Genomic DNA, 26,081 nt, shown 5'->3' on the forward strand with positions numbered 1-26,081 from the left:
TCCTCATCGGTCGGTCTACTCGGTCGGGGACGGGTGCTTTCGTCCTCGGGCCTGCGACCCGAGGAGCGTGGGGGTGACGACGCCGAAGACGTCCTCACGGGCGGTGGCCAGCGCCGACTGCAACGCGCCGGCGCGGACGGCGTTGCCCTGCACGGAAGCGCAGCCGACGGGCGTGCGCGGCAGGACCAGTTCGTGGAGCTTTTCCTGCACCAGCGCGGCGAACTCCTCGCCGCCGGCGCGGCTGGTGTCCCCGCAGAGGAGCACGAGCTGCGGGTCGGCGACCGCTACGAGGTTGGCGACGCCGCCGGCGACCCGCCGGGCGAGGTCGTCCAGGAAGGGGTGGCCCTTGGGTGCTTTGGTCACAGCGTCCCAGGCCGTGTCGGCTTGGATGCCGTGCGCGGCGGCGAGCCGGCAGATGGCGGGCGAGTCGACGAGGTTGCCGAATCGGGCGCCGGCCTCGGGCCAGACGTCACCGGTGTCCACGGTGGCCGGATCGGGCACGCGCATCCAGTCGATCTCGCCGCCGCCGCCGGTGGCGCCGCGCAGCAGCCGCCGTCCGATGACGACGGCGCCGCCGACGCCTTCGGACAGCCAGACCATGACGAAGTCGTCGACGTCCTGGGCCTGCCCGACGCTCATCTCTTCGACGGCGACGAGGTTGACGTCGTTCTCGATGAGGACGTCGACACCGAGCTCGTCGGAGAGCTTCTGCGGGACGTCGAAGCCGAGCCAGCCGGGGATGTGCGGGGCCGAGGACAGCAGGCCGGTCCGCGGATCGAACGCCCCCTGCGCGCCGATCACGACGTGGGCCAGCTGTTCCCGGGTGATCCCGGCTTCTTCGGCGACTTTCTGGAGGGCTTCGCCGAAGGTCCCGACGACGTCGGCACCCGCGTGCACGGGCAGCGGCGTCCGGTATTCGGCGAGCACGACCCCGGCGACATCGGCGACGACGAAGTCGGCGACGTGCGGGGTGAGATCGACGGCGGCGACGAAGGCGAGGCTGCCGTTGGCGGCCCAGAGCTGGGCGCGCGGCCCCCGCCCACCACCCCGGACGCCGGCTTTGACGACGAGGTTGTCCAGTTCGAGCCGGGTGATGAGCTGCGCGGTGGCGGGCTTGGAAAGACCGATGGCGAGCTCGAGTTCGGCGCGGGTCAGCGGGCCTTCCCGAAGGAGGACCTCGATGGCGGCGCGATCGTTGATCTCGCGCAGCATCCGCGGGCTACCGGCTCGCACTCGTCGCTCCCGACTTAATTAGGATACTTTACAGACGGTTTCGCAGGACTGTAGTGAGCCGGAGCACAGCCGTCAACGGTCTGGTGAAACGACCAGGTAACGCCTCGCCCCCACTGGGCCACGTGGCGGAAACACCGGTGAACGACTTGCGCCGGCGATCCGCGGCTTGGTCAGCGGATTTCCGCTTGCGGTCGCGGAGACGCTGGTAGGCGTGGACATCGTGGCGCAGTGGGTGCGGACCACCTGGACCAAACGGTCCCGAGGCGGCGCCGAAGCGGCCCGACGCAACCGCGCGCCCATCGGCTTCCCGCTCCCGGAGTCGACGGGGTCGCTGGTGCACGAAGTGACCATCGCGGAGCGGGACGGCTTCGAGCCGCGCTTCGAAGTGCGGCCGATCGCCGACCTCGACGGCGTCACGCTGCGCGAGGTGGACAACGTGCTGAGTGTGCAGCTCACGCCGGCGCTGCACGGGAAGCCCCGGCGGGCTTGGCGGCCGCGGCCGATCCGGCTCAACCCGGGCGAGTGGCTCCGCTGGCAGATCAACTACCGCTTCGGCGCCCAGTGCGCATGCGGCGACGAATGGCGCTACCGGCTGGACACCCTGAACCTGGCCTTCGGCCGACCCGCGGGCTTCACCGGCCGGCCGACGCGCACGGTGGACGAACGAGGTTCCCTGCGCTGACCGTGACGGCGCTGGCCACCGCCTGGCAGGATCCGGCGGGTGACTGGCGACCGGATCGAACCCCGTCCAGCCCCGAAGCGGGACGCAGTGGTGGCTACCCTGCGAGACCTGCTCGCGGCCTGGTCGGACGGACCGCCGGAGAGCTGGGAGAACGTCTCACTCCCGCGCTACCTGGAAGCGATGGCCGGCTGGCTGCAAGACTGCGAGGGCTACGCGAACCAAGGCCGCCCCGAACGCGAGGCGGCCTTCAGCGGATCGAGCCCTACTCCTCCGCGTCCGCCCAAGCCTTGAGCATCACGCGCGCGATCGACGAGTTCCCCGGCAGGATGATCTCCGCCGCCCCGTCGGCGATCGGCGTCGGCTTTGAACCCTCGCCTCGCACCGAACTGTTCGCGAACGCCTCACGCACCTCCGCGCGCGACACCCACAGCGCCTCTTCGATCTCGCCGTCCGCCGGGACCAGGGGCAACGATCGGTCCGCGCGCGCTGTGAAGCCCAGCATGATCGAACGCGGGAACGGCCACGGCTGGCTCCCCAGGTACCGCACGTCGGACACCGACGCGCCCACCTCTTCGCGGATCTCGCGGACCACGCACGCCTCGAGCGACTCCCCCGCCTCGACGAACCCCGCCAAGACCGAGTACCGCCCCGCCGGCCAGATCGGCTGACGCGCCAGCAGCACGTGGGAGCCGTTCACGCCCTCCGAAGAGTGGACGAGGCAGATCACCGCCGGGTCCGTGCGCGGGTACTCCTCGCGGCCGTCGTTCGTGCACTTGCTCGCCCAGCCGAACTGGATCAGCTCCGTCGGATGACCGCAGCGCGTGCAGAACTTCGCCTGGCGACGCCAGTTCCGCAACGCCTGGGCCGTCGTGAACAGCCCCGCCGACGTGTCGTCCAGCAGGTCTCCGTACCCGCGCAGCTCGACCCAGATCTCGCCGTCCGCGGTCGGGACCTCCTCGACGAACCCCCAGCTGCCCGCCATCTTGACCGTGCCGGCGTCACCCGATGGCCCACCCGGCAGCGACCAGTAGTCCGTGTCCTGCCACTCGCCCAGGAACACCGCGTCCGCCGGGGGCGATGCACCGAAGTCGATCGCCTTCCGGAACGCCAGCACCGACGATCCTTCCACGACCGGGGTGCGCCCGGTGTCGTCCAGCAGGACGACCCGGGCGTCGGCCCAGCGCGACAACAGCCGCGAAGGGTTGGTGCGCAAGCCTTCCTGGCGGTCCACAGTGGACCGGGACAGGGTGGGCGGCTCCCCCAGCGAGAACGGGACGGACATCAGGCCGGATCGCCCACTACGACGTCGCCGAGGGACAGCAGCTTGCGCTCCAGCACCGCCGCGTCGCCGACCACCACGCCCGTGAACCGCTTGGGGGCGAAGTACTTCAGCGCCGCTTCGGCGACCTCGTCGGCCGTCACCGCCGCCACCCGCGCCGGGTGCTCGTTCAGCCACTCCAGGCCCAGCCCGGTCGACGCCAGCGCCAGCACCTGCCCGGCCAGCCCCGACTGCGACGACGTCGACGTCAGCAGCGAACCGATCGCGTACTGCCGCACCGACTCCAGCTCGTCGCCCGTCGGCGGGACCTGGCCGAGGCGGCCCAGCTCGTAGCGGGTCTCCAGCAGCGCGGGCGCGGTCGCCTCGGTGGCCGTGTCGGCGTCGACGTTGACCACCGCGGTGCCGTCGGTGAACTCGAACCCGGAGTGCGCGGAGTAGGTGTACCCCTTGTTCTCGCGGATGTTCTCCACCAGCCGCGACGAGAAGTACCCGCCGTAGGCCAGGTTCGCCAGCTGCAGCGCCGCGTAACCCGGGTCGGTGCGCGGCACGGTCTGCGCCGAGAGCCGGATCTGCGACTGCACGGCGCCGGCGCGCGGCACCAGCAGCACGTTCGGCCCGGTCAGCTCGGGCAGCGGCGGCAGCCGGACGGCGGAGCGGTCGGACGCCCAGCCGCCGAGCACCTTCTCCAGGTCACCGATGACGGCGGCCGGGTCGAGGTCGCCAACCAGCACCAGCACCGCACCACGGGGCAGCACGGACGCCTGGTGCAGCGCCCGGACCTGCTCCGGCGTCACGACCGCGACGTCTTCGGCCTTGGGGACCTCGCGCGTGGCCGGGTGGTCGCCGTAGCGGTGCTTCTGCAGCGCTTCGCGGGCGATCGTGCGCGGCTGCGTGCGCGAGACGGCGATCCGCTCGACGAGCCGCTCCTTCTCGCGCGCGATCTCGTCGTCGGCGTACGTCGCTCCCGTCAGGACGTCGCCGAGGACGTCGAGGAACGTCGGCAGCTTGTCGGCGAGCGCGGACCCGGTCAGCACCAGGCGTTCCGGGTCGACGCCGGCGCCGATGTCGCCGCCGATCAGCGCCAGCTCGGCGTCGATCTCGATGCGGTTGCGGCGGGCCGTGCCGGTCAGGATCGTCTCGGCGAGCACCTCGGCCGTGGCCGGGTGCAGCGCGTCGTCGCCCGCGAACGGGATCCACAGCCGGGCCTCGACCAGCGGCACGGTCGCCTTGCGCACGGCCAGCACGCGCAGGCCGTTGGACAACGAAGTGTCCACATGGGACAGATCCGCGGCGGCGCGCTGTTCGCCGAGCGGCGGCAGCGGGCGCGGCCCCCGCGTGGTGCGGCCGATCTCGTCCGCACTGCGGTGCGTTGCAGAAGTCACTGCTCGTTGGTCCCTTCCGAAGCGGGCTTGACCACCAGGACGGCGCGCGCGTCGGGGCGCAGCGCCTTCGCCGCCGCCGAAACGGCTTCCGAGGTGACGGCGGACATCCGGTCCGCGAGCTTGTACACCAGCGACGCGTCGCCGTAGAGCAGCTCGAACGAACCGAGGGCCAGCGTCCGGGACACCAGCCGGTCGTGCTCGGAGTGCAGGCTCGCCGTCCAGCGGGCGGTGACCTTGCGCAGCTCCTCCTCGCTCGGCGGGGTCTCGGCGAGCTTCTCCAGCTCGTCGTCCAGCGCGGCGAGCACGCGCTCGCGCGGCACCTCGTGCGGGTGGATCAAGGTGATGGTGAACGTGTCGGGGTCGCGCGCCTCGAACGGGCCGAACAGCCCGGCGCCGGCGCCGATGTCGACGACCAGGGGCTCGCGGTGCACCAGCCGCTGCTGCAGGCGGGAGCCGTCGCCGTCGGTGAGGACGCCGGCGAGCACGAGGTAGGCCAGGTAGCCGTCGACGTCGTTGATCGGGTCGGGCATCCGGTAGCCGATGCCGAGCGCGGGCAGCGGGGCGTGCGGGTCTTCGACCTCGCCGCGCAGCTCGGTGGTCGGCAGCGGCTCGGCGAACGACGGCCGCCGCGGCGCGGGCCGGTGCGGGACGTCGCCGAAGTGCGTCTCGATCAGCTTCTTGGCGTTGTCGACCTCGAAGTCGCCCGCCACGGTGAGCACGGCGTTCGCGGGCGCGTAGTAGGTGTCGAAGAACGCCGCGCAGTCGTCGACCGTCGCGCTCTCGAGGTCCTCGAAACCGCCGTAACCGTTGTGCGCGTTGGGGAACGTCGAGTACAGCACCGGCGGCAGGGTGATCCACGGGAACCCGCCGTACGGCCGGTTCAGCACGTTCAGCCGGATCTCTTCCTTGACGACGTCGATCTGGTTCGCCAGGTTCTCGGCGGTCAGCTTCGGCGCGCGCATCCGGTCGGCCTCGAGGAACAGCGCGCGCTCGAGCGCGGCGCTCGGCAGCACCTCGAAGTAGTCCGTGTAGTCCGGGTGGGTCGACCCGTTGAAGGTGCCGCCGCTGGACTGGACGTGCCGGAAGTGGGCGAGCTTCTCGAGGCTCTCCGAGCCCTGGAACATCAAGTGCTCGAAGAGGTGCGCGAAACCGGTGCGCCCCTCGGGCTCGGAGCGGAAGCCCACGTCGTAGTGGACACTGACGCCGACCACCGGCGCGGTCGCGTCGGGTGCGAGGACCACGCGCAGACCGTTGTCGAGGGTGTATCGGACGAGCTCGGGATCGGCCATGGCCCCACCCTACGACGGGTCGGCACCCGCGTGCGTCCCGACTGGCGAGTGAGAACGGGTGTGCTGCCGCACCGCGTCGAGGCGCCGGCCGCGGTGGGCGCCCGCGAAGGTGCCCGCGAGCGCGACCGCGAAGGATCCGGCCTGGTCAGGGGTGATGTCGCCGTCGTGCCAGTACACCGGCGGAGGGTGTTCGAGCGCGGCGAAGGCGGCCACCCAGGGGGTTAGTTCGCCCAGAGCGAGCGCGTACGGGAGGCCGCGCGAGAACACCAGCTCCCGTTGGGACTTGTCGAAGTCCTTCGCTCGGGTGGTGGCCAGTTCTTCGGCGACGCCGCGGAGCCGGCGCGCGACCCCGGCGCCCGCGTGACGGCGTGCGGGCAGCGCCGCCGACGTCACGGCGGCGAGGCCCCCGGTCAGCGCGAGGATGACGCCGAGCTGGGCGTACCCGACGGTCAAGGCCAGCAGGACGGTGAGGAACAGGCCGTAGAAGACGACCCGGACCCCCGCGCGCCGAAGCCGCCCGGTCGCGAGCCACCCCCGGCCGGCGAGGTCCGCGGCCAGCTCCGCGCGGGGGATCTCGACGTGCCGCTCCCGCAGTTCGGCGAGCGTCACCGCCTCTTCCGGCAGCACGGCGGCGAACACGGCACGCTCGAAGGGCGTCAGGTGCTCGTCGGCGGGGTTGCGGCGGATCAGCGTGGGGCCGTCGCTCACCCAGACGTAGTTGCGGACGGCGAGGTCGAGCACGGTCGCGGCGAGATCGACGGGCCCGGCGCGGCCGTGCAGCAGCACGCCGGCGTGCCCGGGCAGCACCCCGGCCGGGGACGCGAACTCGCCGTTCTTCGCGATCAAGCCGGCCTTCGGCGGGTCGCCGGCGTCCCGGCGGCGGGCGAGCAGGACCCACGCCGCGGCCGCCAGCAGGAGCGCGCCGAAGCCCGCCCAGGCCCAGCCGACCGGGGCGGTGAGCACGAACGCGCCCGCGATCGTCTTGGCGGGGACCAGCACTTCGTTCCCGGGGACGGTGCCCGGGGGCAGTTCGACCGTCGCCGTCATGCGGTCGCCCGCCGCGAGGTTCTGCTGGCTGAACCGCGTCAAGCCGGCGTGGTCGATCTGCGCGGCGCCGCACGGGAAGTCCGAATCCGGCGGCCCGGCGAGGCAGTCGACGGCGGTCGGGATTTCGGGCGCCGCGAAGGAAGCCCGGATGAACTTCAGGTCGGCGCTCCAGCCGCCGGCCAGTTCCCACGTGACCCGGTCGCCGGCGACGGCACCGTCCACTGTGTACCGGAGGACCGACGTGCCGGACGTCAGGTGGACGGTCAGCGCGCCGTTGTCCACTTGGGCGTTCCCGCTGCCCTCGAGGACGACGTCGCGGACGCCGTAGACGCGGTCGCGGTGGTGCGGCGCGGCGACCCGCAGCGGGACCCGGCGGTCCATGGTGACGCCGTCGGGCACCGAGATCGCCTCGGCGACCGAGAGCGAGCCGTCGCGCTCGACCTTGAGCTGGATCTCCGCGCTCTGCGGCACGGTCGGCAGCGGCGGCTGGTCCGGCGCCGCGGCCAGGACCAGCGCCAGCACCGCGGCGGCGAGCACGGTCAGCGGGCGGTGCGGCCGGCGGCGGTGAGCAGCCCGTCGAGCGCGGTGAGGAAGGACGGGAAGTGCGTGCCGAACCGGCGCAGGTCGTGGTCGGCTTCCATGCCGCCGTACCAGTAGAGGCCGGCCGAGCCGTCCGACGCCGGGTTGAGCGCGGCGAAGGCGCCGAGCCAGCGTTCGGTGTCGCCCAGCACGACCGCGTACGGCAGCGAGCGCGAGAACACCATTTCGCGGTCGGCGGGCGGGATGTCCTCGGCCTTGGCGGTGTGCAGGTAGTCGAGCAGGCCGCGGACCTGGCCGACGAGCGCCCGGCCGCGCGCGGTGCGCGAGGGCAGCAGCGCGGCCGCCGCGGCGACGGCGAGACCCGCGAGGGCGACCGCGACGCCGAGCAGCGCTTCGCCGACGGTGAAGGTGAGGACGGCCGTGGCGGCCGCGCCGAGCGCGAAGATCCCGGCGCCGAGCCAGGTGAGCCGGCCGCGGGCGGTGTCGGGGCGGCGGGAGAACCAGCGCTTGGTGACGACGTCGGCGTACATCGCGTCGCTGATCTTGCGCAGGTCGAGGGTGCCGCGGGCGCGCAGCTGCGAGACGAGCACGGCGTCCGTGCCCGCCGGCAGCAGCGTCTCGTAGACGGCGCGTTCGAAGTCGTGGAGGTGCTCGTCGGGCGGGTTGCGGCGGGCGAGCTGCCAGTCGGGGCCCGGTACCTCGGCCAGCCAGAGGTAGTTGCGGACGGCGAGGTCGACGACGGTGGCGCTGATGTCGACGACGTCGACGGTCTCGTCGACGACCGTGCCGACCTGGCCGGGCAGGACACCGTCGGGGCTGGCGAAGTAGACGCGGTCGCCGTCGCGCAGCAGCACCTCGACCGGGCCGGTGGCGGCGGTGAGGGCGCCCGCGTCCTCCTTGCGGCGGCGGTGGACGTAGAGGCCGCCCGCGATCAGGAAGACGAGCAGGAGCGCGAAGGCGACGCCGGTCAGCGGGGTGAAGGCGAAGGCGGTGGCGAAGAGGCCGACGTCGGCGAACTTCGCGGTGGCGGGGACGGTGTTCGCAGGCAGGCCGACGAGGAGGTCGACGCGGTCGCCGGGGCGGACGTCGTTCTGTTCGAGCCGGACGACGCCGGTGTGGTCGAGCTCGGCGAGCGTGCAGCGCTGGCTCGAACCGATGGGGCCGGCGAAGCAGTCCACAGGGGACAGTCGCGGAGACGGCGCGAGGAAGGAGGCGGTGAGCTTGGCGAGCGGGGTGTCGAAGCCGCTGGCGACCTGCCACCGGGCCTGCTGGCGGCCGTTCTGGTCGGCGACGACGCCGTCGACGGTATAGGTGACGGTGGACGCGCCGCCCATGAAGGTGAGGACGAGCTGGTCACCGGTCAGCTGGCTGCTCGCGGCGCCTTCGGTCTTGGTGTTCCGGACGGCGAAGACGCGGTCCTGGTCGTCGCTCGCGGAGACCTTGAGGGGAACGCGCGAGGTCAGCTGCTTGCCGCCGGGGACGGTGACGTGCTCGGTGACTTCGAGGGAGCCGTCACGCAGGACCTTGAGGGCGACGTCGGCGGTGGCGCCTTCGGGCGGCTGGATGTTCTGGCCGTTCAGTTGCTGGGGTTTTTTGACCTGGTCGGACGGCACGTCAGGCAGCACGGGCCCGGCGGACGGCCCCTGCGCGGCGGCGGGCCCGGCGGTGACCAGGACCATGACGGCGGCCGTGACCGCCGCCCCCCATTTCATCGACACAGCACCACACCCTAGAGCACCCGATCTATGCTGACGCCCGGAACGGCGAGATCACCGCAGGTACGCCGGTTCCGACGGGGAAATCGCACGGGGGGTTCCGCTTTCATGACGCACGGCCCGCAGGGTCCTGGTTCCGGCGCTGGTCCTGGCCCTGGGCCACACGACCCGCGGCGGCCGGTGCCGCCCCCGGGGGCCCGGCCGTTGCCGCCGCCGGGGGGCAGGCCGTTGCCCCAGGGGCGGCCGGGGCACGGACCGGGCGGGCAGCCGGGTCGGCCACCGCACAGTCAGCCGGGCCAGACGCCCGGCGGTACACCGGGGCAAGGCCCCGGCGGCCAGCCACGGCAGGCACCCGGCGGCCCCGGCCAACCACACACTCAGCCCAACCAAACGCCCGGCGCTCCCCAGCAAAGCCAAGGACCCGGCGGCACGCCGGGGCCTTGGCAAGGCGCCAAGCCCGGTCAACCGCCGTACCCCGGCCAGCCGCCCCGCGGTCCGCAAGGCACCCAAAGCTTCCCCGCCTCCGGGCCCTACCCGCGCCCCGGCGGCTTCCCGCCCGCCCGGCCCCCGCTCCCCCCGCCCGCCGCGGCCGCGCCACCGGTCTTCACCCCCGCCTACCCCGGCCCGCCGCCCGGCTCGCCTTTCGGCCCGCGGTTCGCTCCCGGCTACCGGCCCTACGTCGCCAAGAAGTCGAACACCGGGGTCATCGTCGCCGTGGCGATCATCGGGATCGTCGCCGTGGTCGGGGGGCTCGTCGCGGCCGTTGCGCTGATCGGCGGCAGCACCCGGCACGTCGCCGATGCCGGGTACTCGAGCACCTACCCCTCGGACACCTACGAAACCACCTCCGCCGACGAGACCACCGAAACCACCTCGTCCACCGAGGAAACGACCACCAGCCGGACCACCGAGGGCACCACCACCCGCACGTCCGAGCAGCCGAGCGGCCCGCGCTCGGTCGCCGCGACCGGGAACAACCCGCTGTTCGCCAGTCCCGACTACGGCCTGCAGAACGTCCCCTGCTCGCTGAGCCGCTGGGCGACCGACCAGAACAGCGCCACCCGCTTCTTCCAGTCCGGGATCGCCTGCCTCGACGCGATGTGGTCACGCATGCTCGGCGGCGCGGACCTGCCGTTCCGGTCGCCGAACCTGTCGGTGCCGCGGTCGCTGTCGGAGTCGTCGACACCGTGCGGCAGCGGCGGCACGACGACCGGCGTCACGCCGTTCTACTGCCCGACGAACGACACGATCTACATGCCGATGGACCGCATCGAGATCGACGTGTGGGGCAACCACCCCGGCCCGTACCTGTCGATCCTGGCCCACGAATACGGCCACCACGTGCAGAACCTGGCCGGCATCTCCGAGGCGTACGGCAACCAGCGCTACGACGCCGGCGCCGACTCGGCGGTCGGCCTGGAGCTGTCGCGCCGGATGGAGCTCGAGGCGCAGTGCTTCTCGGGGATGTTCCTCGGCTCGGCGTCGGTGTCCGGCGGCTCGGTCGACAAGAACATCTACAACGAGGCGTGGAACGCCCAGGACCGCGGCGACGACTACGCCCGCAACGGCAAGCGCGACCACGGCAGCGCCAAGCACAACATCGCCTGGTGGCAACACGGCGCGACGAAGAACCGCAACCAGCAGTGCAACACGTGGCTTTCGGACTCGGCGGACGTGTCCTAGCTCGGCGGGGCGAACGGATTTTCGACGGCCGGCGCCGGAACACCGGACGGCGGGGTCGGCGCATCCCCCTCGGCCGGGCTGCCGGCGGCCGCCGGTCCGGCCGACCACGGCGAGGGCTCGGCGCCCGAAGCCGGGGAGTCCGGCTGTCCCGCGTGGCCGGGCTGGCCCGCCTGGCCGCCATGGCCGGGCTGGCCCGCGTGGCCGAGCTGGGCCGCCTGGCCGGCATGGTCGGCCTGGCCGAGCTGCCCCGCGAAGCCCGCCTGGCCGCCGCCGAAGTAACCAGCCGACGCATAACCAGGCTGTCCCGGCACCCCCGCGCCGAACCCCGCCGGCACTTGTCCCCGTGCCGCCTCCACCTGCGCCGCGTACGTCCGCATCGCGCGCGCGTGGTCGCGGTTGCGGCGCTCCGCCAGCACCGCCGCCAAGAACGCCCACGGCGGCACTCCCGGCGGCACCGGCGTGCCCAGTGCGTTGCCCACCTGCTGCGCCAGGCTCCAGCCCAGCGCGTGCGCCGCCTCCGGGGCCAGCTGGCCGAACCGAGCCAGGAACTGGCGGCTCGCCAGCGCGAGGTCGTCCGGCAGCCGGGTCAGGTCGAGCTGGGCCGCCCAGCCCTCGAGGCCCGGGGGCATGCCGATCGCCGGGTAGCCCGCGCTCTCCGGGACGCGGTCGCGGATCACCAGCGTGCCCGCCAGGAAGTCGCCCACCCGGCGGCCGTCGGACGAGCACAGCGACACGACCACCGCCACCGCCCCGAACACCCCGAGCGCCCAGAAGTCGATGACGAACCCGGCGAGCCCGCGGGTCAGGGCGTGCCGGAAGCGGATCGGGCCGCCGTCGACGCGCACCACGCGCAGCCCGACCGCCAGCTTGCCCAGCGACCGGCCGCGCGAGAGCGTCTCCCAGAGAACCGGGTAGCCGACCAGGATCAGCACCAGGAACACGAGGATCAGGGTCAGCGCGAGCGATTCGTCCTCGCCCGGCACGGTCAGCGTCAGGACGAAGATCGCGCCGAGCAGCAGCGCGAACTGCACGATGACGTCCAGCAGCATCGCGAGCGCGCGGCTGGCGAGCTTCGCGACGCGCAGGTCCAGGACGACGGCTTCCCCGGTGACCAGCTCCGATTCCTCGTGCACCAGGCCAGCGTAGCGACCGGATAGGGTGGTCGGCGTGGATGTGGACGTCTTCGTCGCGACGCACACGGCGGAGTGGAACCGGCTCGGTGAGCTGACCCACCGCGGCGGCAAGCTGACCGGTGCCGAGGCCGACGAACTGGTGACGCTCTACCAGCGGACGGCGACGCACCTGTCGATCGTCCGCTCGGTCGCGCCCGACCCGGCGCTCGTCAGCCGGCTGTCCGGGCTGGTCGCCCGCGGCCGGAGCGCGATCTCGGGGTCGCACAACCCCGCGTGGCGCGAGGTCGCGCTGTTCTTCACGCGCCGCTTCCCCGCCGCCGTCTACCTCTCGCGCCGCTGGTGGATCCCGGCCGCGCTGGTGTCGATCGCGGTGATGGCGGTGGTCGCCGTCTGGGTCGCGGGCGACCCGCACGTCCGCGCGTCGATCGGCAGCGCCGACGAGCTGAACCAGCTGACGAAGCCCGGCGGCGAAGCCGAGGCGTACTACTCGACGGGCCCGGCGGCGTCGTTCGCGGCGCGCGTGTGGACGAACAACGCCTGGGTGGCGGCGACGTGCCTGTTCCTGGGCGTCGCGCTGGGCCTGCCGGTGATCGGCGCGCTGTGGATGAACTCCCTCAACGCGGGCCTGATCATCGGCGCGATGAGCGCGGCCGGCCGCGGCGACGTGATGATCGGCCTCCTGCTCCCCCACGGCCTGCTGGAGCTGACGGCGGTGTTCGTCGCGGCGGGCACCGGGCTGAGGCTCGGCTGGACGGTGGTCGACCCGGGCCGCCGCTCCCGAACCGCGGCGCTGGCCGAGCAGGGCCGTTCGGTGGTCGTGATGGCGCTCGGGCTGGCGTGCGTGCTGTTCGTGACGGGGATCATCGAAGCGTTCGTGACGCCGTCGGGCTGGCCGACGTGGGTCCGCGTGGGCATCGGCGTCCTCGTCGAGGTGCTGTTCCTGGTGTACGTGTTCACGCTGGGCCGGCGAGCGGCGAAAGAGGGCGAGGTCGGGGATCTCGACGCCCGTGACGCCGGGGACTTCCTGCCCGAGTCAGCATAGGCACGAGCCTTCGAAGGCGATCGACGATCCGTCCTCCAGGCCCGCCGTTCCCACGAACCGCGCCTCGAACTCCCCCACCTCCGTCAGCACCAGCTTCGGGCTGGCCGCCGACCCGTCCGGGCCGGTCTTGACCGTCACCGTCTCCCCGCCGCCCTCGAAGACCAGCGCGTTCTTCGGCCGGGCCGCGCGCACGAAGAACGTCACCGGCACGTCCGGCGCCGGCTGGCCGTTCTCGCCGATCACCCGGACCACGAACGGTGCTCCCGGGTCCTTCGAAGCCAGCCGCTGGCCGTTGCCCGACAGGATCGCCAACGTCCGGCCGCCCGCCGCCCACGTGTTCGCGATTCCCGTCAACGAGCAGACTTCCTGGTACAGCCGGGCGCCCGCGACCGCGTCCTCCGCGGTCAGGCACCGCGCGGTCGCCACGTTCGCGATCTCCACCAACCCCGGCAGACCGGCCACGCGCCGCCAAGCCTGGTGCTTGTCCCCGTCGGAGCAAGCCGCCACCTTCACCGCCACGCCGTCGACGGGACTCACCGCGGTCAAGCACTGTCCACTTGCGACATTCGTGAAGTGCTGCCCGGTGTACGTCCACTTGGCACCCGGGTCAGCCGCGTCCGCCAGCACCGGCTGACCGGACACCACCGCGAGCGACAGCTTGCCGCCGCCATCGGCCAAGTAGACCGGAGAGCCGTCGGGAACGGAAGCGATCGCCAAGGCCACGGCCATGAGCTTGAACATGCTTCGGGCTTAACAGGGCGAACGGACGTTCACCACCGCAGTCACCCGTCAGAGTCGCCCCGCCGCCTTCAGCGCCAGGTAGCGGTCCGCCAACGCCGGCGGCAGCTCCTCCGGCACCGCGTCCACGACGCTGACCCTGTGCCGCCCCAGGCGTTCCGTCACGCGCCGGCGCTCGGCCACCGTCCGCGACGCCGCCGCCGCGTCGTACACGGCCTCCGCGTCGTCGCGCCCGGACAGCATCTCCGCCACCCGCGGGTCCGCCACCGACGCCACGATGAGCTCGTGCCGCGCGGTCAGCGAACTCAGCACCGGGAACAGCCCCTCCTCCAGCGGTGCCGCGTCGAGGCCCGTCAGCAGGACGACCAGCGCCCGGCGCCGGGTCCGCTGGAGCACCTCCGCGACCATCCCCCGCGCGTCCGTCTCCACCAGCGACGGCTCGATCGGCGCCATCGCGTTCACCAGCGACGTCAGCAACGCCGCTCCCGACGAACCCTGCACCGCCGCGCGCAGCCGCCGGTCGTACGCCAGCAGGTCGACGCGGTCGCCGGCGCGGGTCGCCAGGGCCGCCAGCAGCAGCGCCGCGTCCATCGCCGCGTCCAGGCGCGGGGCGTCGCCGACCCGGCCCGCCGACACGCGGCCCGTGTCGAGCACCAGCACCACGTGCCGGTCGCGCTCGGGCCGCCACGTCCGGACCATGACGTCCGCCGCCCGGGCCGTCGCGCGCCAGTCGATCGACCGGACGTCGTCGCCGATCACGTACTCGCGCAGCGAGTCGAACTCCGTGCCCTGGCCCCGGATCAGCACCGCGTTGCGGCCGTCGAGCTGCTGCAGCCGCGCCAGCCGCGACGGCAGGTGCTTGCGGCTGTGGAACGGCGGCAGCACGCGCACGGTCCACGGCACCTCGTGTGAACCCTGTCGCGCCGCCAATCCCAACGGCCCCACCGACCGGACCGTCACGCGCGCCGCCGTCCGGTCACCGCGCCGCGACGGCCGCAGCGCGGTCACCAACGCCCGGCGCTCCCCCGGTGGGACGCGCAGGGCGTGCCGGTCCGAAGCGCCCGCCGAAGGCGGCCACGCGTCCCGCAGCAGGCCCCGCACCGCACGACGGCCCGGGTTGGCGACGACCAGCGTCACCTCGCACGGCTCGCCGAGCCGCACCGACGTGTCGCCCGACCGCCGGAACACCAGGGGCCGCACGCTCCCCGCCAGCACGAGGTCGACGACCACGAGCACCAGGAGCACGCCACCGACCGCCAGGATCCCGAGGTCCGACGGCGCGAGCAGCCCGACCACCAGCGCGCCGAACAGCGCGAGCAGCCCGAGCCTTCCGGTGACGGCCATGTCAGCGCGGCACGGGCACGGACGCGAGCACGCGGTCCAGCACGCCGTCCGCGGTGACGCCTTCCAGCTCGGCCTCCGGCCGGACGTCCAGGCGGTGCCGCAGCGCGGGGCGGGCCAGCGCCTTGACGTCGTCGGGGGTCGCGTAGTCGCGGCCGGCGAGCCACGCCCAGGCTCGCGTCACCGCGAGCAACGCCGTGGCGCCGCGCGGGGAAACGCCGATGCGGACCGACGGCAGCTGCCGCGTCGCCCGGCACAGGTCGACGACGTACCCGATCACCTCGGGCCCGATCGTCACGCGCGCCACGGCTTCCCGCGCCGCCGCGAGCTCGGTGGCCCCGGCGACCGCCTTGAGCCCCGCCGCGGCGAGGTTGCGCGGGTCGAAGCCCTGCGCGTGCCGCCAAAGGATGCCGATCTCGTCCTCGCGCGACGGCGCCGGCATCGTCAGCTTCAGCAGGAACCGGTCCAGCTGCGCCTCCGGCAGCGGGTAGGTGCCCTCGTACTCCACCGGGTTCTGCGTGGCGATCACGATGAAGGGGTCCGGCAGCGGCCGCGACTTGCCGTCGAGCGAGACCTGCCGCTCCTCCATCGCCTCCAGCAGCGACGACTGCGTCTTCGGGGGCGTCCGGTTGATCTCGTCGGCGAGCAGCAGGTTCGTGAACACCGGGCCCTCGCGGAAGGAGAACTCGCCGCTGTGCGCGTCGTAGACGATCGAGCCGGTGACGTCGCCGGGCATCAGGTCCGGCGTGAACTGCACGCGCGTGGTCTCCAGGTCCAGCGCCGCGGCCAGCGCCCGCACGAGCAGCGTCTTCGCCACGCCGGGGACGCCTTCGAGCAGCACGTGCCCCCGGCACAGCAGCGCCAGGATCAGCCCGGTCACGGCGGCGTCGTTGCCGACGACGGCCTTGCCGACCTCCGTGCGCAGCGCGATCAGCGCGTCCCGGGCCCCCGTCGCGTTCTCGCTGGTCAAGTTCGCCCCACCTCTCGTTCCACCCTGTCCAGTTCGCCGGCCAGCCGGACCAGCGCCGGGTCGTCCGGCACCGCCGGGCCGTAGAGCACCGCGCCGATCTCGTTCGCCGGCCGCCCGGTCCGCTCGCTCACCGAGTGCACCAGCGCGGCCGCGTCGGCGTCGCGCGGCAGGCCGAGCACGGTCCGCAGCCGCGTCCGCGCCGCCTCCCGCAGCGTCTCGCCCGCGTGGTCCGCGGCCTTCGCCCGCCGGTACAGCCGGGCGCGGCCCTCCGCGGTTTCGGCCGCGCGCACGACGATCGGCAGCGGCTCGGTGACCACCGGGCCGAGCCGGCGTCCCCGCCACAGCGCCAGCAGCGCCACGGCGATGAACGCCTGCGCGGCACCGTAGTACCAGCCGTCCGGGATCAGGTCGAAGATCGACTTGCGGGTGTCGTCCAGCCCCGGGTCGGCGATCGAGGGCAGGTACCAGACCAGCGTCGGGTGCTGCCCGAGCAGGCGCAGGCTCAGCGCCGCGTTGCCCTCGTCGGCGAGCCGCGAGTTGGTCAGCGGCGCCGACGAGCCGAGCAGCGTCGTCGTGCCGCCGGAGTCGGCGAGCTGCAGCAGCGTGCCGCCGCCGTCGTCGCCGGGGTAGCACGACCGCGCGCCGGGCGAGGCGTAGCCGACCCCGCCGAGCGTGACGTCGCCGGCCGCCACCGCCGCGGCGACCGTGCACTCCGGGTGCAGCGTGCCGACGTCGCTCCGGCCGACCGGCCGGACCAGCGGCAGCGAGTCCTGCAGCGTCGGCGCTCCCGGCGTCACGAGGACGACGTCGGCGGCGTGCCGCCGCAGCGCGTCGAGCCGCTTGGCCGGGACCAGGTCCGGCTCGGTGACCAGCAGCGTCGCGTCTTCGCGGACGGCCGCGTCAGCTTCGTCCATCGAGTGCGCGGTGCGGACGTCGACACCCTGGTCCCGCAGGAGTTTCGCCAGCGCGTGCGCGCCACCGGGTTCGTAGGAGCCGGGTTCGAGCGCGCCGCGGGTCTGCTCGCCGCGGCCGAGCAGGAGCAGCGCGCCGGCCGCGAAGATCAGCGCGACCAGGGCGAGCGGAATCCGCACTCCGCGCCAGATCCGGCGCACGTCCGGCGAAACCGCTGTGCTCATGCCGCCTCCGCGGGAAAAAGTACGTCGGCGGAGCTCACGGGACCGCCAGGGCGACCGGGCGTTCACGGCGGCAGCGCTCGTCCAGCTCGGTCAGCGCGCGGTAGGCGGCTTCGGTGCCTTCGCGGCCGCCGTAGTGGACGTCGTCGAAGAGCCGCGCGCCCTGCCGCAGCTCCGCGGCGACGTTCGGCAGCAGCACCCCGGCCTCGGCGGCGGCTTCGTCGGCCGTCCGGCCGGAGCGGGCGTCGAGCAGCGCGCGTTCCTCCAGGGCGCGCACGACGGCGCGGAAGCGGTCGCGGACGGCGTCGTCGTACCGGCCGGCCGCGGCGGCTTCGGCGGCCGCGCGGCGGTAGTCGTCCGCGCTCTGCCGCTTCCCGCCGAAGACGAGCCGGTCGGCTCGGGACGAGCGGGCGATCTTGCCGGTGCGCAGCCGGACCACCACGACGAGCACGATCAGCACCACGAGGATCAGCAGCACCCCGAAGATCCCGCCCGGGACCACGTTCGACACGCCGTTGAGCAGCTTTTGGAGCTGCTCGCCGAGCCACTGGACGAACTGCTCCAGGCCGCTCGGCCGCGCGGCCTGGTACTTCGGGTCGGACAGCTCCTCGGCCGCCGCGCGCCGCGCATCGTCCCGGTCGATGTCGACCGGGATGTCGGTGAGCAGCAGCGTCACCATGCCTGCGGGGGCTGGACCCCGGCCGCGCGCGCCAGCTCGATGTCCATGCCCTCGCGGCGCATCCGCTGGTCGAGGTACACGATCACGGTGACCAGCGCGACGAACGGCGTGGCGATGGTTTCGGACACGATCTGGCCCGCCGACTGCAGCAGCAGTTCACCGGTGCCGGGCACGACCGTCCGCGCCGACGGGTTCAGGATCCCGCTGAACGCGCCGCTGCCGAGGCTGAACGGCAGCTGGATGATGGCGTTGAACAAGTACGCGATCAGCCCGGCGAGCAGCAGGATGCCGAACACCCGCCAGAACGAGCCGCTGACCAGCCGCACCGACCGCGAGAACGCCTGCTTGAAAGTGCCGCGCTCCAGCACGAGCGCCGGGCTGGCCAGCGCCCAGAACACATAGGCGACGATGCCGGGGATGATGCACAGCAGCACGCCGAGCGTCGTGAGGATCGAGTAGGCGAACCCGACGCCCAGCAGCGGCCACAGCCGCGGCTGCACCTCGCTCCAGGCGATGCCGAAGGTGACTTCGCGCCCGAGCGCCGCGCGGCCCATGACCGCGGCCAGCAGGCCGTTCGCCACCGTCGTCAGCAACGTCGTGAGCAGCGCCGTCGGCAGCAGCGCGAGCAGCACGTCGCCGAACGCGCCGAACACGGCGTTGCGCACCTCCGCATCCGTCGCGCCCGGGCCGAGCTCGGCCGTCGTGGCCAGGCTCTGCAGGTCGTCGTAGACGAACTTCTGCACCAGGAACGTGACGGCGGCGGTGATCACCGCCAGCACCGCGCCGATGCCGAGGATGAGCAGCGGGTGGCGGCGGATCGTGGTGATCGCGCCGTCGAGGATGTCGCCGATGTTGAGCGGCCGCAACGCGATCACGCCCGGCTTGCCGAGCCCGTGCGGGCTCCAGGGGCGCTGCTGCTGGTACGGCTGCTGCTGGTACTGCGGCCGGGCGCCCCACTGCGGCTGCCCGGTGGCGGCCGGGCGCTCCCAGCCCGGCGGCGTCGCCGGGCCCGGGGCCGCCGCGGCGTCCGGCGGCTGCCACCCGCGCGGCGGCGTCGCCGGTGACGCGGAGTGGTCCGCGCCCGGCTTCGAACCACCCGATCCGGGGGGTACTGCCTGGGGAAGTCCCTGGCTGGGTGTCGGCGTGTCGTCGCCCTGGCCGCCGGGCGCGCCACCGGTGTCTGTCATCGAAGCCCCTCGCCTGCAGTACCTGGTTGCCCACACTCTTTCAGAGCCCGTTGCACCCGGCCAGACCTGGGGTGACGTCGGTGCGCGGTGACTCGGCGCGCACGGACGGGTGCGAGAGCCCCCGTTCCCCCGATATGCTGAATGGCGGGATCGGGTACCCCCGGTCCGTACCGAGACCCTTCGGGACTGCCTAGTGACGCAACCGCCCCACGGCCGGGTACCGCCTCGCGGGATCGTCCAGCCGCCGCCGGTGCCGGATGCGCCACCGGATCTTCCCTGGTTGGGCCGCCCCCACACCGTCTCCGCCCCGCGTCGCCGCTCCCCGGCGGCCGTGATCGGCGTGTGCCTCGGGGCCGTGGCCGTGCTGGTGCTCGGGCTGGTCGCGATCGTGGTCCTCAACCGCGGCGAGACGCCGTCGGCCAACGCGAACTTCCGCGACACGCCGACGTCCCAGGACCTCCCCTCGCAGCTGCCCGGCGGCGCGGGTGCCCCGGCGTCGGCGTCGGCCCCGCCGAGCGAGCTGTCGACGCCCAGCCCGACCGGCCCGCAGAAGATCCTCAAGCTGGCCGACCACCCGATCCTGCAGGACCCGAACGCCGGCCTGCAGAACCGCGTCTGCAACCTCCCCGCCTGGCAGAGCACGCAGGACGGCGCGGAAGCCTTCTTCACCGCCGCCAGCAAGTGCCTCGACGCGGCGTGGGGCCCGTTCCTCACGGCCTACCACCTGCCGTTCACCCCGCCGGCGCTGCACTTCCCGACCGGCGCGAGCTTCGAGACCGAGTGCGGCACGATCCAGGTCGGCATCGCGACCGCCGCGTACTACTGCGAAAACAACCTGTACGTCCCGTTCCGCGGCTTGCAGACCGACCAGTACGGCAACAACCCCGGCGTCTACCTGGCCCTCTTCGCCCACGAGTACGGCCACCACGTCCAGGAGGTCGCCGGGCTGATGGACGCGGCCTGGCAGAAGATCTACGAAGCCGGCCAGAACAGCCCGGCCGGGCTGGAGATGTCGCGGCGCAAGGAACTGCAGGCCCAGTGCTTCTCCGGCATGTTCCTCGGCGCGCACGTCGACCAGGGCGGCACGATCAGCCGCGACATGTACAACAAGGCCTGGAACGACCAGGAGACCCGCGGCGACAACACCTCCCGCAGCCACGACCACGGGACGAACGCGCACTACGCGTCCTGGTGGCGGGCGGGCGCGACGAGCAACCGGATCGCCGACTGCAACACCTTCGCGGCGCCGTCGTCCGAGGTCAGCTAGCTGTTTTGGGCCGCAGCGGGATGCTCAGCCAGAGGTAGGCGAACATCCCGCCGGAGAAGCAGGCGAACACGAGCAGGAACAGGCCGACCGGACGCCGCGCGTCCGACGCCCCGGCCGACGTGTCCGCGACGCGGACGGTGACCGTCCCCTGGTCCGGCAGCTGGTCGGGGACGCCGACCTCGACACGCTCGCCTTGGCCGTGCCCGCAGCCGTTCAGGGTGCCCTCGTGCGTCTTGCCCGCGACGGTGAACTTCACGGTCTCGACCGCGTCCGGCCGGTCGCACGGCGCGGGCTTGGTGACCTCGGCCGTCACCGGGGCGCCGAGGTCGTCGTTCGAGATGCCCAGCAGCCCCGGCCCGGCCAGCCAGGCCAGCAGCACGACGAGCACACCCGCCGCGGCGGGGATCGCCACCGTGGGCCACTTGAGATCGAGTGATCGCGGGGGCACTTCGCCATGGTTCCAGATCCGCCGGGCAAAACCCAGGCGCCCCGGTCCCGCTCAGCGGCGAAGCGGACCTACCGCTCGATCTTCTCCGCCTGCGTCACCTTCTTGACGTAGAGCAGCTTGTCGCCGGGCTCGATGGCATCCGCCTGCGGGGCGTCCACGCGGTACAGGACGCCGTCGCGGACCAGGCCGAGGACCAGGTCGGACAGGTGCCGCGGCGAACCGCCCTCTTCGGACGGCTCGACCGGCCGCTCGGCGATCGCCAGGCCCGACTCGGGCGTGAGCAGGTCCTCCATGATGTCCACGACCAGCGGCGTCGACGTCGCCATGCCGAGCAGCCGCCCGGCCGTCTCGCTGGACACGACGACCTGGTCGGCGCCCGACTGCTTGAGCAGGTGGACGTTCTCCGCCTCCCGCACCGACGCGACGATGTGCGCCTTCGGCGCCAGCTCGCGGGCGGTGAGCGTGACGAGCACCGCTGTGTCGTCGCGGTTCGGGGCGACGACGACCGCGCGGGCGTGCTGCACCGCGGCGACGCGCAGGACGTCGGACCGGGTGGCCGAGCCGTGCACGGCGACCAGGCCGAGCGCGCTCGCCGCGTCGAGGGCCTGCTGGTCGGTGTCGACGACGACGATCTGGCCCGGGGCGACGGACTCGTCGCCGAGCAGCGCGTTGACGGCGGACCGGCCCTTCGTGCCGAACCCGACGACGACCGTGTGGTCGCGCACCTTCGTCCTCCACTTCTGGATCTTGAACGCCTGCCGGGAGCGCTCGGTGAGCACCTCCAGGGTGGTCCCGACCAGGACGATGAGGAAGAGCACCCGCAGCGGGGTGATCACCAGAACGTTCACCAGGCGGGCGGACGACGTGGCGGGCGCGATGTCGCCGTAGCCGGTCGTCGACAGCGAGACGGTGGCGTAGTACAGGCTGTCCAGCAGGGACAGGCCATCGCCGTTGGCGTCGCGGTAGCCGTCGCGGTCGATGTAGACGATGACCACGGTGGCCAGCAGCGCGAGCAGGGCGCCGATGATCCGCTTCACGATCGCGCGCAGCGGGCTGACGGTCAGCTCGGGCATGCGCAGGACGCCGACGAGCTCGTGGTCCGGCCGATCGGTGAGACTGCCCAGCGGCAACCGCTTCAGGGCCTTCATGCTGGCTGGTGTCGAGCGTCACTCACGCCCGGAGGATAGCCGAACGGAGTACCGGGCCGCCGCGTGGAACGATCAGTTCATGGCCAACTCACAACGACCGGCCCGCTTCCTGGCCGGCGCGCTGGGCGCGATGGGCGTGCTGCACTTGGCGGTCCCGAAGCCGTTCGACGAGCTGATCCCGGCATCGCTGCCGGGGTCCCGGCGGGCGTGGACGTACGGGTCGGGGGTCGCGGAGCTGGCGGTCGGGGTAGCGGTGGCGGTCCCCCGGACCCGGAGGCTGGGCGGCCTGGCGGCGGCGCTGCTGTTCCTGGGCGTGTTCCCGGGGAACGTGAAGATGGCGGTGGACGCGTCTTCGGCCCCGGCCCCGCGCCGCGCGCTGGCGTGGGCGCGGTTGCCGCTGCAGTGGCCGCTGATCGCGTGGGCGCTGAAGGTCCGCGACCGGGCCTGAATCCGGTGCGGATCGAGATCACCGAGGTCCTCGACGGCGGCCTGGTTCGCTTCGGCTCGCCGCTCGGCACCGCATGCGCGCGCTGGCGCGGCATCGAGCCTCCGCCGACTGGGCCGGTCGACGTGGAACTGGAGATCCCGGACGAGGTCCGGGCCTGGGCGGCGGTGCCGCCGGGCGAACCCGCGCTTTCCGGCGCCGGTGAACAGATCCTGATGACGGCTCCGGTGGCCGCGAACGACGGCGGGGTGGTCACCCTCCGGCTGGGCGGCAGCGTCGTGCAGGCCGAGCTCGCCGCGCCGGCCGTCCGGCCCGGCGCCCGGCTGCGGCTGACGGTCGAGCGCCTCGAGCTGTACCCGCTGAACCTGTAGTCACGCCTCCGGGATGTCCCGCAGCAGCCGTCGCAGGCCTTCGGGGTCCAGGAGGTCCGCCGGGCGGATCGTGCGGTTCGCCCGGACGTAGTGGAACGCCGCGCGGACCCGCTCCACCGGGATGTTCTTCAGCGCCGCCCACGCCATCCGGTACGCCGCCAGCTGGACCGCCAGCACCGGCTGCCGCGACTCCGGCGGCACCGAGCCCGTCTTCCAGTCCACGACCTCCCACGTGCCGTCCGGGTTCTGGAACACCGCGTCCATCCGGCCGCGCAGGGTGATGCCCTCGACGTCGGCCGTGAACGACACCTCCACCGCGTGCGGCACCCGTGTGGCCCACTCGCTCTTCTCGAACTCCGCCTGCAGCTCCTCGAAGTCCGCGTCGGGGGCTTCGCCGAAGTCGGCCGCGCCCGGGAGGTCGTCGATCTCGATGAGCTGGTCGCCCGCGAACCGGCGTTCCAGCCAGCCGTGGAACTCGGTGCCGCGGCGGGCGAAGCTGTTGGGCTCCACCGGGAGCGGGCGGCGCAGGTCCGCCGCCAGCTTGCCCGCGTCGTCGGCCAGCGCGACCAGCTGGCTCACCGAAAGCCGCGACGGCAGCGGGACCCGGTGGACGTGGTCGTCCTTGCGCGCCCACTCCTCGAGCAGGACGTCCGTGTCGGTCAGCCAGCCGTCCGGATCGTCGTCCTCTTCGGACTCTTCTTCATCCATATTGGACAGTGCCTCGGAGACCAGCTCCACCCCGGTCTGCACGCCGGTGCGGCGGTCGGCCAGCGGGTCGAGGGGCCAGCGCGCCTTGCGCGAGTCCGAAACCAGGGGGTTTTCGTCCTCCTTCTCCGGCTCCGGCGCCCACTCCGCGAGCTGCCCGACGCCGGTCTCGCGCAGGACGTCACCGATCTCCGTCAGGAACTCCGACGGCCCCTTGTACCGGCTGCTGCTCTCGTTCCACCAGTGCCCGGACACGATCAGCGCGTGCTCGGACCGCGTCAGCGCGACGTAGCAGAGCCGCCGTTCTTCCGCCTGCTCCCGCTCGACGAACCCGGCTTCGTGCAGTTCCAGTCCTTCTTGGACTTCCTTGCGGTCGTAGCCCTCGGCGATCCGCAGCTCCGGCAGGTCCTGCGAGTCACCGCGCAACGCGGCGGGCAGCGACGTCGCCGTCCGCAGCCACGACGACGAGCGCCGCCGGCCCGGGAAGACGTCCTGCACCAGGTGCGGGACGGCGACGACCTCCCATTCGAGGCCCTTCGCCGAGTGCACGGTCAGCACCTGCACGCGGTCCGGCACGACCTCGACCTCGCCCGGGGTCAGCCCGTCTTCCGCGTGCGCGGCGGTGTTCAGGTAGTCCACAAAGGACAGCAGGGTCGCCGTGGGTGCCGTTTCGGCGTAGTCGATGACGACTTCGGCGAACGCGTCGAGGTGCGCGCGCCCGGCGGATCCCGGGCGCGCCAACGACTCCACGTCGAGGAGCATCGTGCGTTCGACGTCGGCGACGAGCTCCGGCAGCGACTGGTCGAGCCGCCGTCGCAGCGCCGCGAGCTCCCAGCCGATCCGCCGGATGCGCTGGTAGCCCGCTTCGGAGTACCGCTCCGGCGACCCGGGCTCGTCGATCGCGTCGATCAGTCCGGCCTGTTCGACGCGCTCCACGACCAGCTCCGGCTCGTCCGAAGCCTTCTCCGGACTGGAGAGTTCGCCGGCCCGGCGCCACAGCGCAGCGACGTCGGCGGCCGCGAGCCGCCAGCGCGCGCCGGTCAGCAGCCGGGCCGCCGCGCTGCCCGACAACGGGTCGGCGAGCACCTTCAGCGTCGACACGAGGTCCGCGACCTCGGGCTCGTCGAGCAGGCCGCCGAGCCCGACGACCTCGACCGGCAGCCCGCGCGCCCGCAGCTCGGCGGCGATCGGCGCCATGTCGGCCCGGCGCCGCACGAGCACGGCGGCCGTCGGCGGTTTGCCCGTCTCCTCTTGTTGCGCGTGCCAGCGTCGCGCCATCGCGTCGGCCACCCACTCGCGCTCGGCGCGGATGTCCGGCAGCAGCGCGGCCGCGATGTCCGCCGGACCGGCGCCTTCGCGTGCCCGCAGCCGTTCGACGCCGAGGCCGCGCGCCCGCAGCGGTTCGGCGATCGCGTTGGCGAGTTCGAGGATCTCCGGCGGGTTGCGGAAGCTCGTCAGCAGGCCGAATTCGTGCGCGGGGACGAGCTTTTCGCCCGCCTTTTCGTCGATGGAGTGGCGGGGGAAGTCCGTGGTGAAGCGGGGCAGGTTGGCCGCGCTGGCACCGCGCCAGCCGTAGATGGCCTGCGCGGGGTCGCCGACGGCGGTGACCGGCATCGGCTGGTTCTCGACGCCGCCGAACAACGCCCGCAGCAGGACGCGCTGGGCGTGCCCGGTGTCCTGGTACTCGTCGAGCAGGACGGCACCGAAGCGTTCACGCTCCCCGCGTACGACCGACGGGTACCCGCTCGCGAGCTGGGCGGCGAGGGACATCTGGTCGGCGAAGTCGAGCGCGCCTTCGTTGCGCTTGCGGCGGTGGTACTCCTCGACGAGCGGCAGCAGCGCGAGCCGGAAGTGCTGCGCGGCCATGATTTCCGTGAGCTTCTGCGGCAGCGCGGCCCGCTGTCCCCTGGCGCGCGGGGCGTTCTCGATGACGCGGCACATCCACGTCGTGTACTCGGCGAGCTGCTCGGTCGAGATGAGGTGCTCGCCCAGTTCGCCGGCGAGCTGCAGGAGGTCCGCGGTGACGGTGGGCGGCACGCGGTCGGTGTCGAGCTCGTTGTCCCAAGTGGACACGACACGGTGCGCGATCTGCCACGACGACGTTTCCGAGAGCAGCCGCACACCGGGTTGGACAGGCAGGCGCAGGCCGTGTTCGGAGAGGAGACGGCCGGCGTAGGCGTGGTAGGTGAGGACGGTCGGCTCGCCGGCGACCACGGTGGACCGCAGCCCGCCGGACGGGTCGAGCCGGTCGAGCAGCCCGGACCCGGCCAGCCGCCGCAGCCGCGCGCGGACGCGTTCCCCGAGCTGGCGCGCGGCTTTCCGGGTGAAGGTGAGGCCGAGGACGCGGTCGGGGCTGACGATCCCGTTGGCCACGAGCCAGACGACCCGCGCGGCCATGGTTTCGGTCTTCCCGGCCCCCGCCCCGGCGACGACGAGCGACGGTTCCACGGGCGCGGCGATGACGACGGCCTGTTCGGGGGTCGGCCGGTGCAAGCCGAGCGCATCGGCGAGTTCGGCGGGCTCGACGGGGTTGGCGATGACGAGCGGGCTCACCCACGCCCCCCACCCGGTCGTGAGTGAGAAACAGGCTTAGAACACTGTTTCTCACTCACGACGTCCCTTGA

At 73.1% G+C, this 26,081-nt stretch carries 22 protein-coding genes; 6 read left to right on the forward strand and 16 right to left on the reverse strand.

Features of this window, described 5'->3' with window-relative positions; all coding sequences use genetic code 11:
• Window positions 1-15: 15 nt before the first annotated feature.
• Entirely contained in the window at window positions 16-1,212 is a 1,197-nt protein-coding gene (locus ACIRSS_RS27790) for an ROK family transcriptional regulator (protein ID WP_400901871.1), read from the reverse strand.
• Window positions 1,213-1,444: 232 nt separating this feature from the next.
• Here ACIRSS_RS27790 and ACIRSS_RS27795 point away from each other — a divergent pair, with 232 nt between their 5' ends.
• Complete coding sequence (locus ACIRSS_RS27795) at window positions 1,445-1,915, forward strand: hypothetical protein (protein ID WP_400899930.1); 471 nt, start codon at window positions 1,445-1,447, stop codon at window positions 1,913-1,915.
• Between the two features lie 262 nt (window positions 1,916-2,177).
• On the opposite strand, the gene nudC is transcribed toward ACIRSS_RS27795, so the two are convergent.
• The 5 genes from nudC to ACIRSS_RS27820 are packed head-to-tail and all read right to left on the reverse strand — an operon-like array spanning window position 2,178 to window position 9,164.
• On the reverse strand, window positions 2,178-3,197 hold the full coding sequence (gene nudC, locus ACIRSS_RS27800) for an NAD(+) diphosphatase (RefSeq protein WP_400899932.1): 1,020 nt from the start codon (window positions 3,195-3,197) through the stop codon (window positions 2,178-2,180).
• Window positions 3,197-4,576 (reverse strand): M16 family metallopeptidase, encoded by a 1,380-nt coding sequence (locus ACIRSS_RS27805; RefSeq protein WP_400899934.1) that lies wholly within the window; start codon window positions 4,574-4,576, stop codon window positions 3,197-3,199. The genes nudC and ACIRSS_RS27805 overlap by 1 nt, the downstream gene beginning before the upstream one ends.
• Window positions 4,573-5,865: a M16 family metallopeptidase gene (locus ACIRSS_RS27810; RefSeq protein WP_400899936.1), complete on the reverse strand. Its 1,293-nt coding sequence runs from the start codon at window positions 5,863-5,865 to the stop codon at window positions 4,573-4,575. Before ACIRSS_RS27810 ends, ACIRSS_RS27805 begins: the two co-directional genes overlap by 4 nt.
• A gap of 9 nt (window positions 5,866-5,874) precedes the next feature.
• Window positions 5,875-7,449, reverse strand: coding sequence for a DUF2207 domain-containing protein (locus ACIRSS_RS27815; RefSeq protein ID WP_400899938.1), 1,575 nt, complete (start codon window positions 7,447-7,449; stop codon window positions 5,875-5,877).
• Window positions 7,450-7,451: 2 nt separating this feature from the next.
• The gene (locus tag ACIRSS_RS27820) at window positions 7,452-9,164 is read right to left on the reverse strand and encodes a DUF2207 domain-containing protein (RefSeq protein ID WP_400901873.1); all 1,713 of its coding nucleotides are present in this window, start codon (window positions 9,162-9,164) and stop codon (window positions 7,452-7,454) included.
• A 717-nt stretch (window positions 9,165-9,881) separates the two neighbouring features.
• Between ACIRSS_RS27820 and ACIRSS_RS27825 the strand changes: the two genes are divergently transcribed.
• On the forward strand, window positions 9,882-10,850 hold the full coding sequence (locus tag ACIRSS_RS27825; protein WP_400899940.1) for a neutral zinc metallopeptidase: 969 nt from the start codon (window positions 9,882-9,884) through the stop codon (window positions 10,848-10,850).
• Here ACIRSS_RS27825 and ACIRSS_RS27830 read toward each other — a convergent pair.
• The gene (locus tag ACIRSS_RS27830) at window positions 10,847-11,983 is read right to left on the reverse strand and encodes an RDD family protein (protein WP_400899942.1); all 1,137 of its coding nucleotides are present in this window, start codon (window positions 11,981-11,983) and stop codon (window positions 10,847-10,849) included. The two genes, ACIRSS_RS27825 and ACIRSS_RS27830, sit on opposite strands and share 4 nt — an antisense overlap.
• 34 nt (window positions 11,984-12,017) lie before the next feature.
• Between ACIRSS_RS27830 and ACIRSS_RS27835 the strand changes: the two genes are divergently transcribed.
• Window positions 12,018-13,025 (forward strand): stage II sporulation protein M, encoded by a 1,008-nt coding sequence (locus ACIRSS_RS27835; RefSeq protein ID WP_400899944.1) that lies wholly within the window; start codon window positions 12,018-12,020, stop codon window positions 13,023-13,025.
• On the opposite strand, the gene ACIRSS_RS27840 is transcribed toward ACIRSS_RS27835, so the two are convergent.
• From ACIRSS_RS27840 to ACIRSS_RS27865, 6 genes are read right to left on the reverse strand one after another with little or no spacing between them, the layout of a single operon-like run.
• Window positions 13,017-13,766, reverse strand: coding sequence for an RICIN domain-containing protein (locus ACIRSS_RS27840; protein WP_400899946.1), 750 nt, complete (start codon window positions 13,764-13,766; stop codon window positions 13,017-13,019). The genes ACIRSS_RS27835 and ACIRSS_RS27840 overlap by 9 nt on opposite strands.
• Window positions 13,767-13,814: 48 nt before the next feature.
• The gene (locus ACIRSS_RS27845; protein WP_400899948.1) at window positions 13,815-15,107 is read right to left on the reverse strand and encodes a DUF58 domain-containing protein; all 1,293 of its coding nucleotides are present in this window, start codon (window positions 15,105-15,107) and stop codon (window positions 13,815-13,817) included.
• A gap of 1 nt (window position 15,108) precedes the next feature.
• Entirely contained in the window at window positions 15,109-16,074 is a 966-nt protein-coding gene (locus ACIRSS_RS27850) for an AAA family ATPase (protein WP_400899950.1), read from the reverse strand.
• Window positions 16,071-17,210, reverse strand: coding sequence for a DUF4350 domain-containing protein (locus tag ACIRSS_RS27855; RefSeq protein ID WP_400899952.1), 1,140 nt, complete (start codon window positions 17,208-17,210; stop codon window positions 16,071-16,073). The genes ACIRSS_RS27850 and ACIRSS_RS27855 overlap by 4 nt, the downstream gene beginning before the upstream one ends.
• Window positions 17,211-17,244: 34 nt before the next feature.
• Window positions 17,245-17,886 carry a DUF4129 domain-containing protein gene (locus ACIRSS_RS27860; protein WP_400899954.1) on the reverse strand — a complete coding sequence of 214 codons (642 nt, stop codon included), beginning with the start codon at window positions 17,884-17,886 and terminating at the stop codon, window positions 17,245-17,247.
• A complete protein-coding gene (locus ACIRSS_RS27865) occupies window positions 17,880-19,073 on the reverse strand; it encodes a hypothetical protein (RefSeq protein ID WP_400899956.1) in 1,194 nt (397 codons plus the stop codon). The genes ACIRSS_RS27860 and ACIRSS_RS27865 overlap by 7 nt, the downstream gene beginning before the upstream one ends.
• Window positions 19,074-19,323: 250 nt before the next feature.
• On the opposite strand from ACIRSS_RS27865, the gene ACIRSS_RS27870 reads away from it, so the two are divergent.
• On the forward strand, window positions 19,324-20,340 hold the full coding sequence (locus ACIRSS_RS27870; protein ID WP_400901875.1) for a neutral zinc metallopeptidase: 1,017 nt from the start codon (window positions 19,324-19,326) through the stop codon (window positions 20,338-20,340).
• On the opposite strand, the gene ACIRSS_RS27875 is transcribed toward ACIRSS_RS27870, so the two are convergent.
• Together ACIRSS_RS27875 and ACIRSS_RS27880 are read right to left on the reverse strand one after the other, a co-directional pair.
• Window positions 20,333-20,752 (reverse strand): hypothetical protein, encoded by a 420-nt coding sequence (locus ACIRSS_RS27875; RefSeq protein WP_400901877.1) that lies wholly within the window; start codon window positions 20,750-20,752, stop codon window positions 20,333-20,335. The two genes, ACIRSS_RS27870 and ACIRSS_RS27875, sit on opposite strands and share 8 nt — an antisense overlap.
• A 104-nt stretch (window positions 20,753-20,856) precedes the next feature.
• On the reverse strand, window positions 20,857-21,936 hold the full coding sequence (locus tag ACIRSS_RS27880; RefSeq protein WP_400899957.1) for a potassium channel family protein: 1,080 nt from the start codon (window positions 21,934-21,936) through the stop codon (window positions 20,857-20,859).
• Between the two features lie 79 nt (window positions 21,937-22,015).
• On the opposite strand from ACIRSS_RS27880, the gene ACIRSS_RS27885 reads away from it, so the two are divergent.
• Window positions 22,016-22,384 carry a hypothetical protein gene (locus tag ACIRSS_RS27885; protein ID WP_400899959.1) on the forward strand — a complete coding sequence of 123 codons (369 nt, stop codon included), beginning with the start codon at window positions 22,016-22,018 and terminating at the stop codon, window positions 22,382-22,384.
• A 5-nt stretch (window positions 22,385-22,389) separates the two neighbouring features.
• Window positions 22,390-22,752 carry a hypothetical protein gene (locus ACIRSS_RS27890; RefSeq protein ID WP_400899961.1) on the forward strand — a complete coding sequence of 121 codons (363 nt, stop codon included), beginning with the start codon at window positions 22,390-22,392 and terminating at the stop codon, window positions 22,750-22,752.
• Here ACIRSS_RS27890 and ACIRSS_RS27895 read toward each other — a convergent pair whose 3' ends face one another.
• A complete protein-coding gene (locus ACIRSS_RS27895; protein WP_400899963.1) occupies window positions 22,753-26,010 on the reverse strand; it encodes an ATP-dependent helicase in 3,258 nt (1,085 codons plus the stop codon).
• Window positions 26,011-26,081: the final 71 nt, after the last annotated feature.

It is taken from the genome of Amycolatopsis sp. NPDC101161, from assembly GCF_044768185.1.
GTDB lineage: Bacteria > Actinomycetota > Actinomycetes > Mycobacteriales > Pseudonocardiaceae > Amycolatopsis.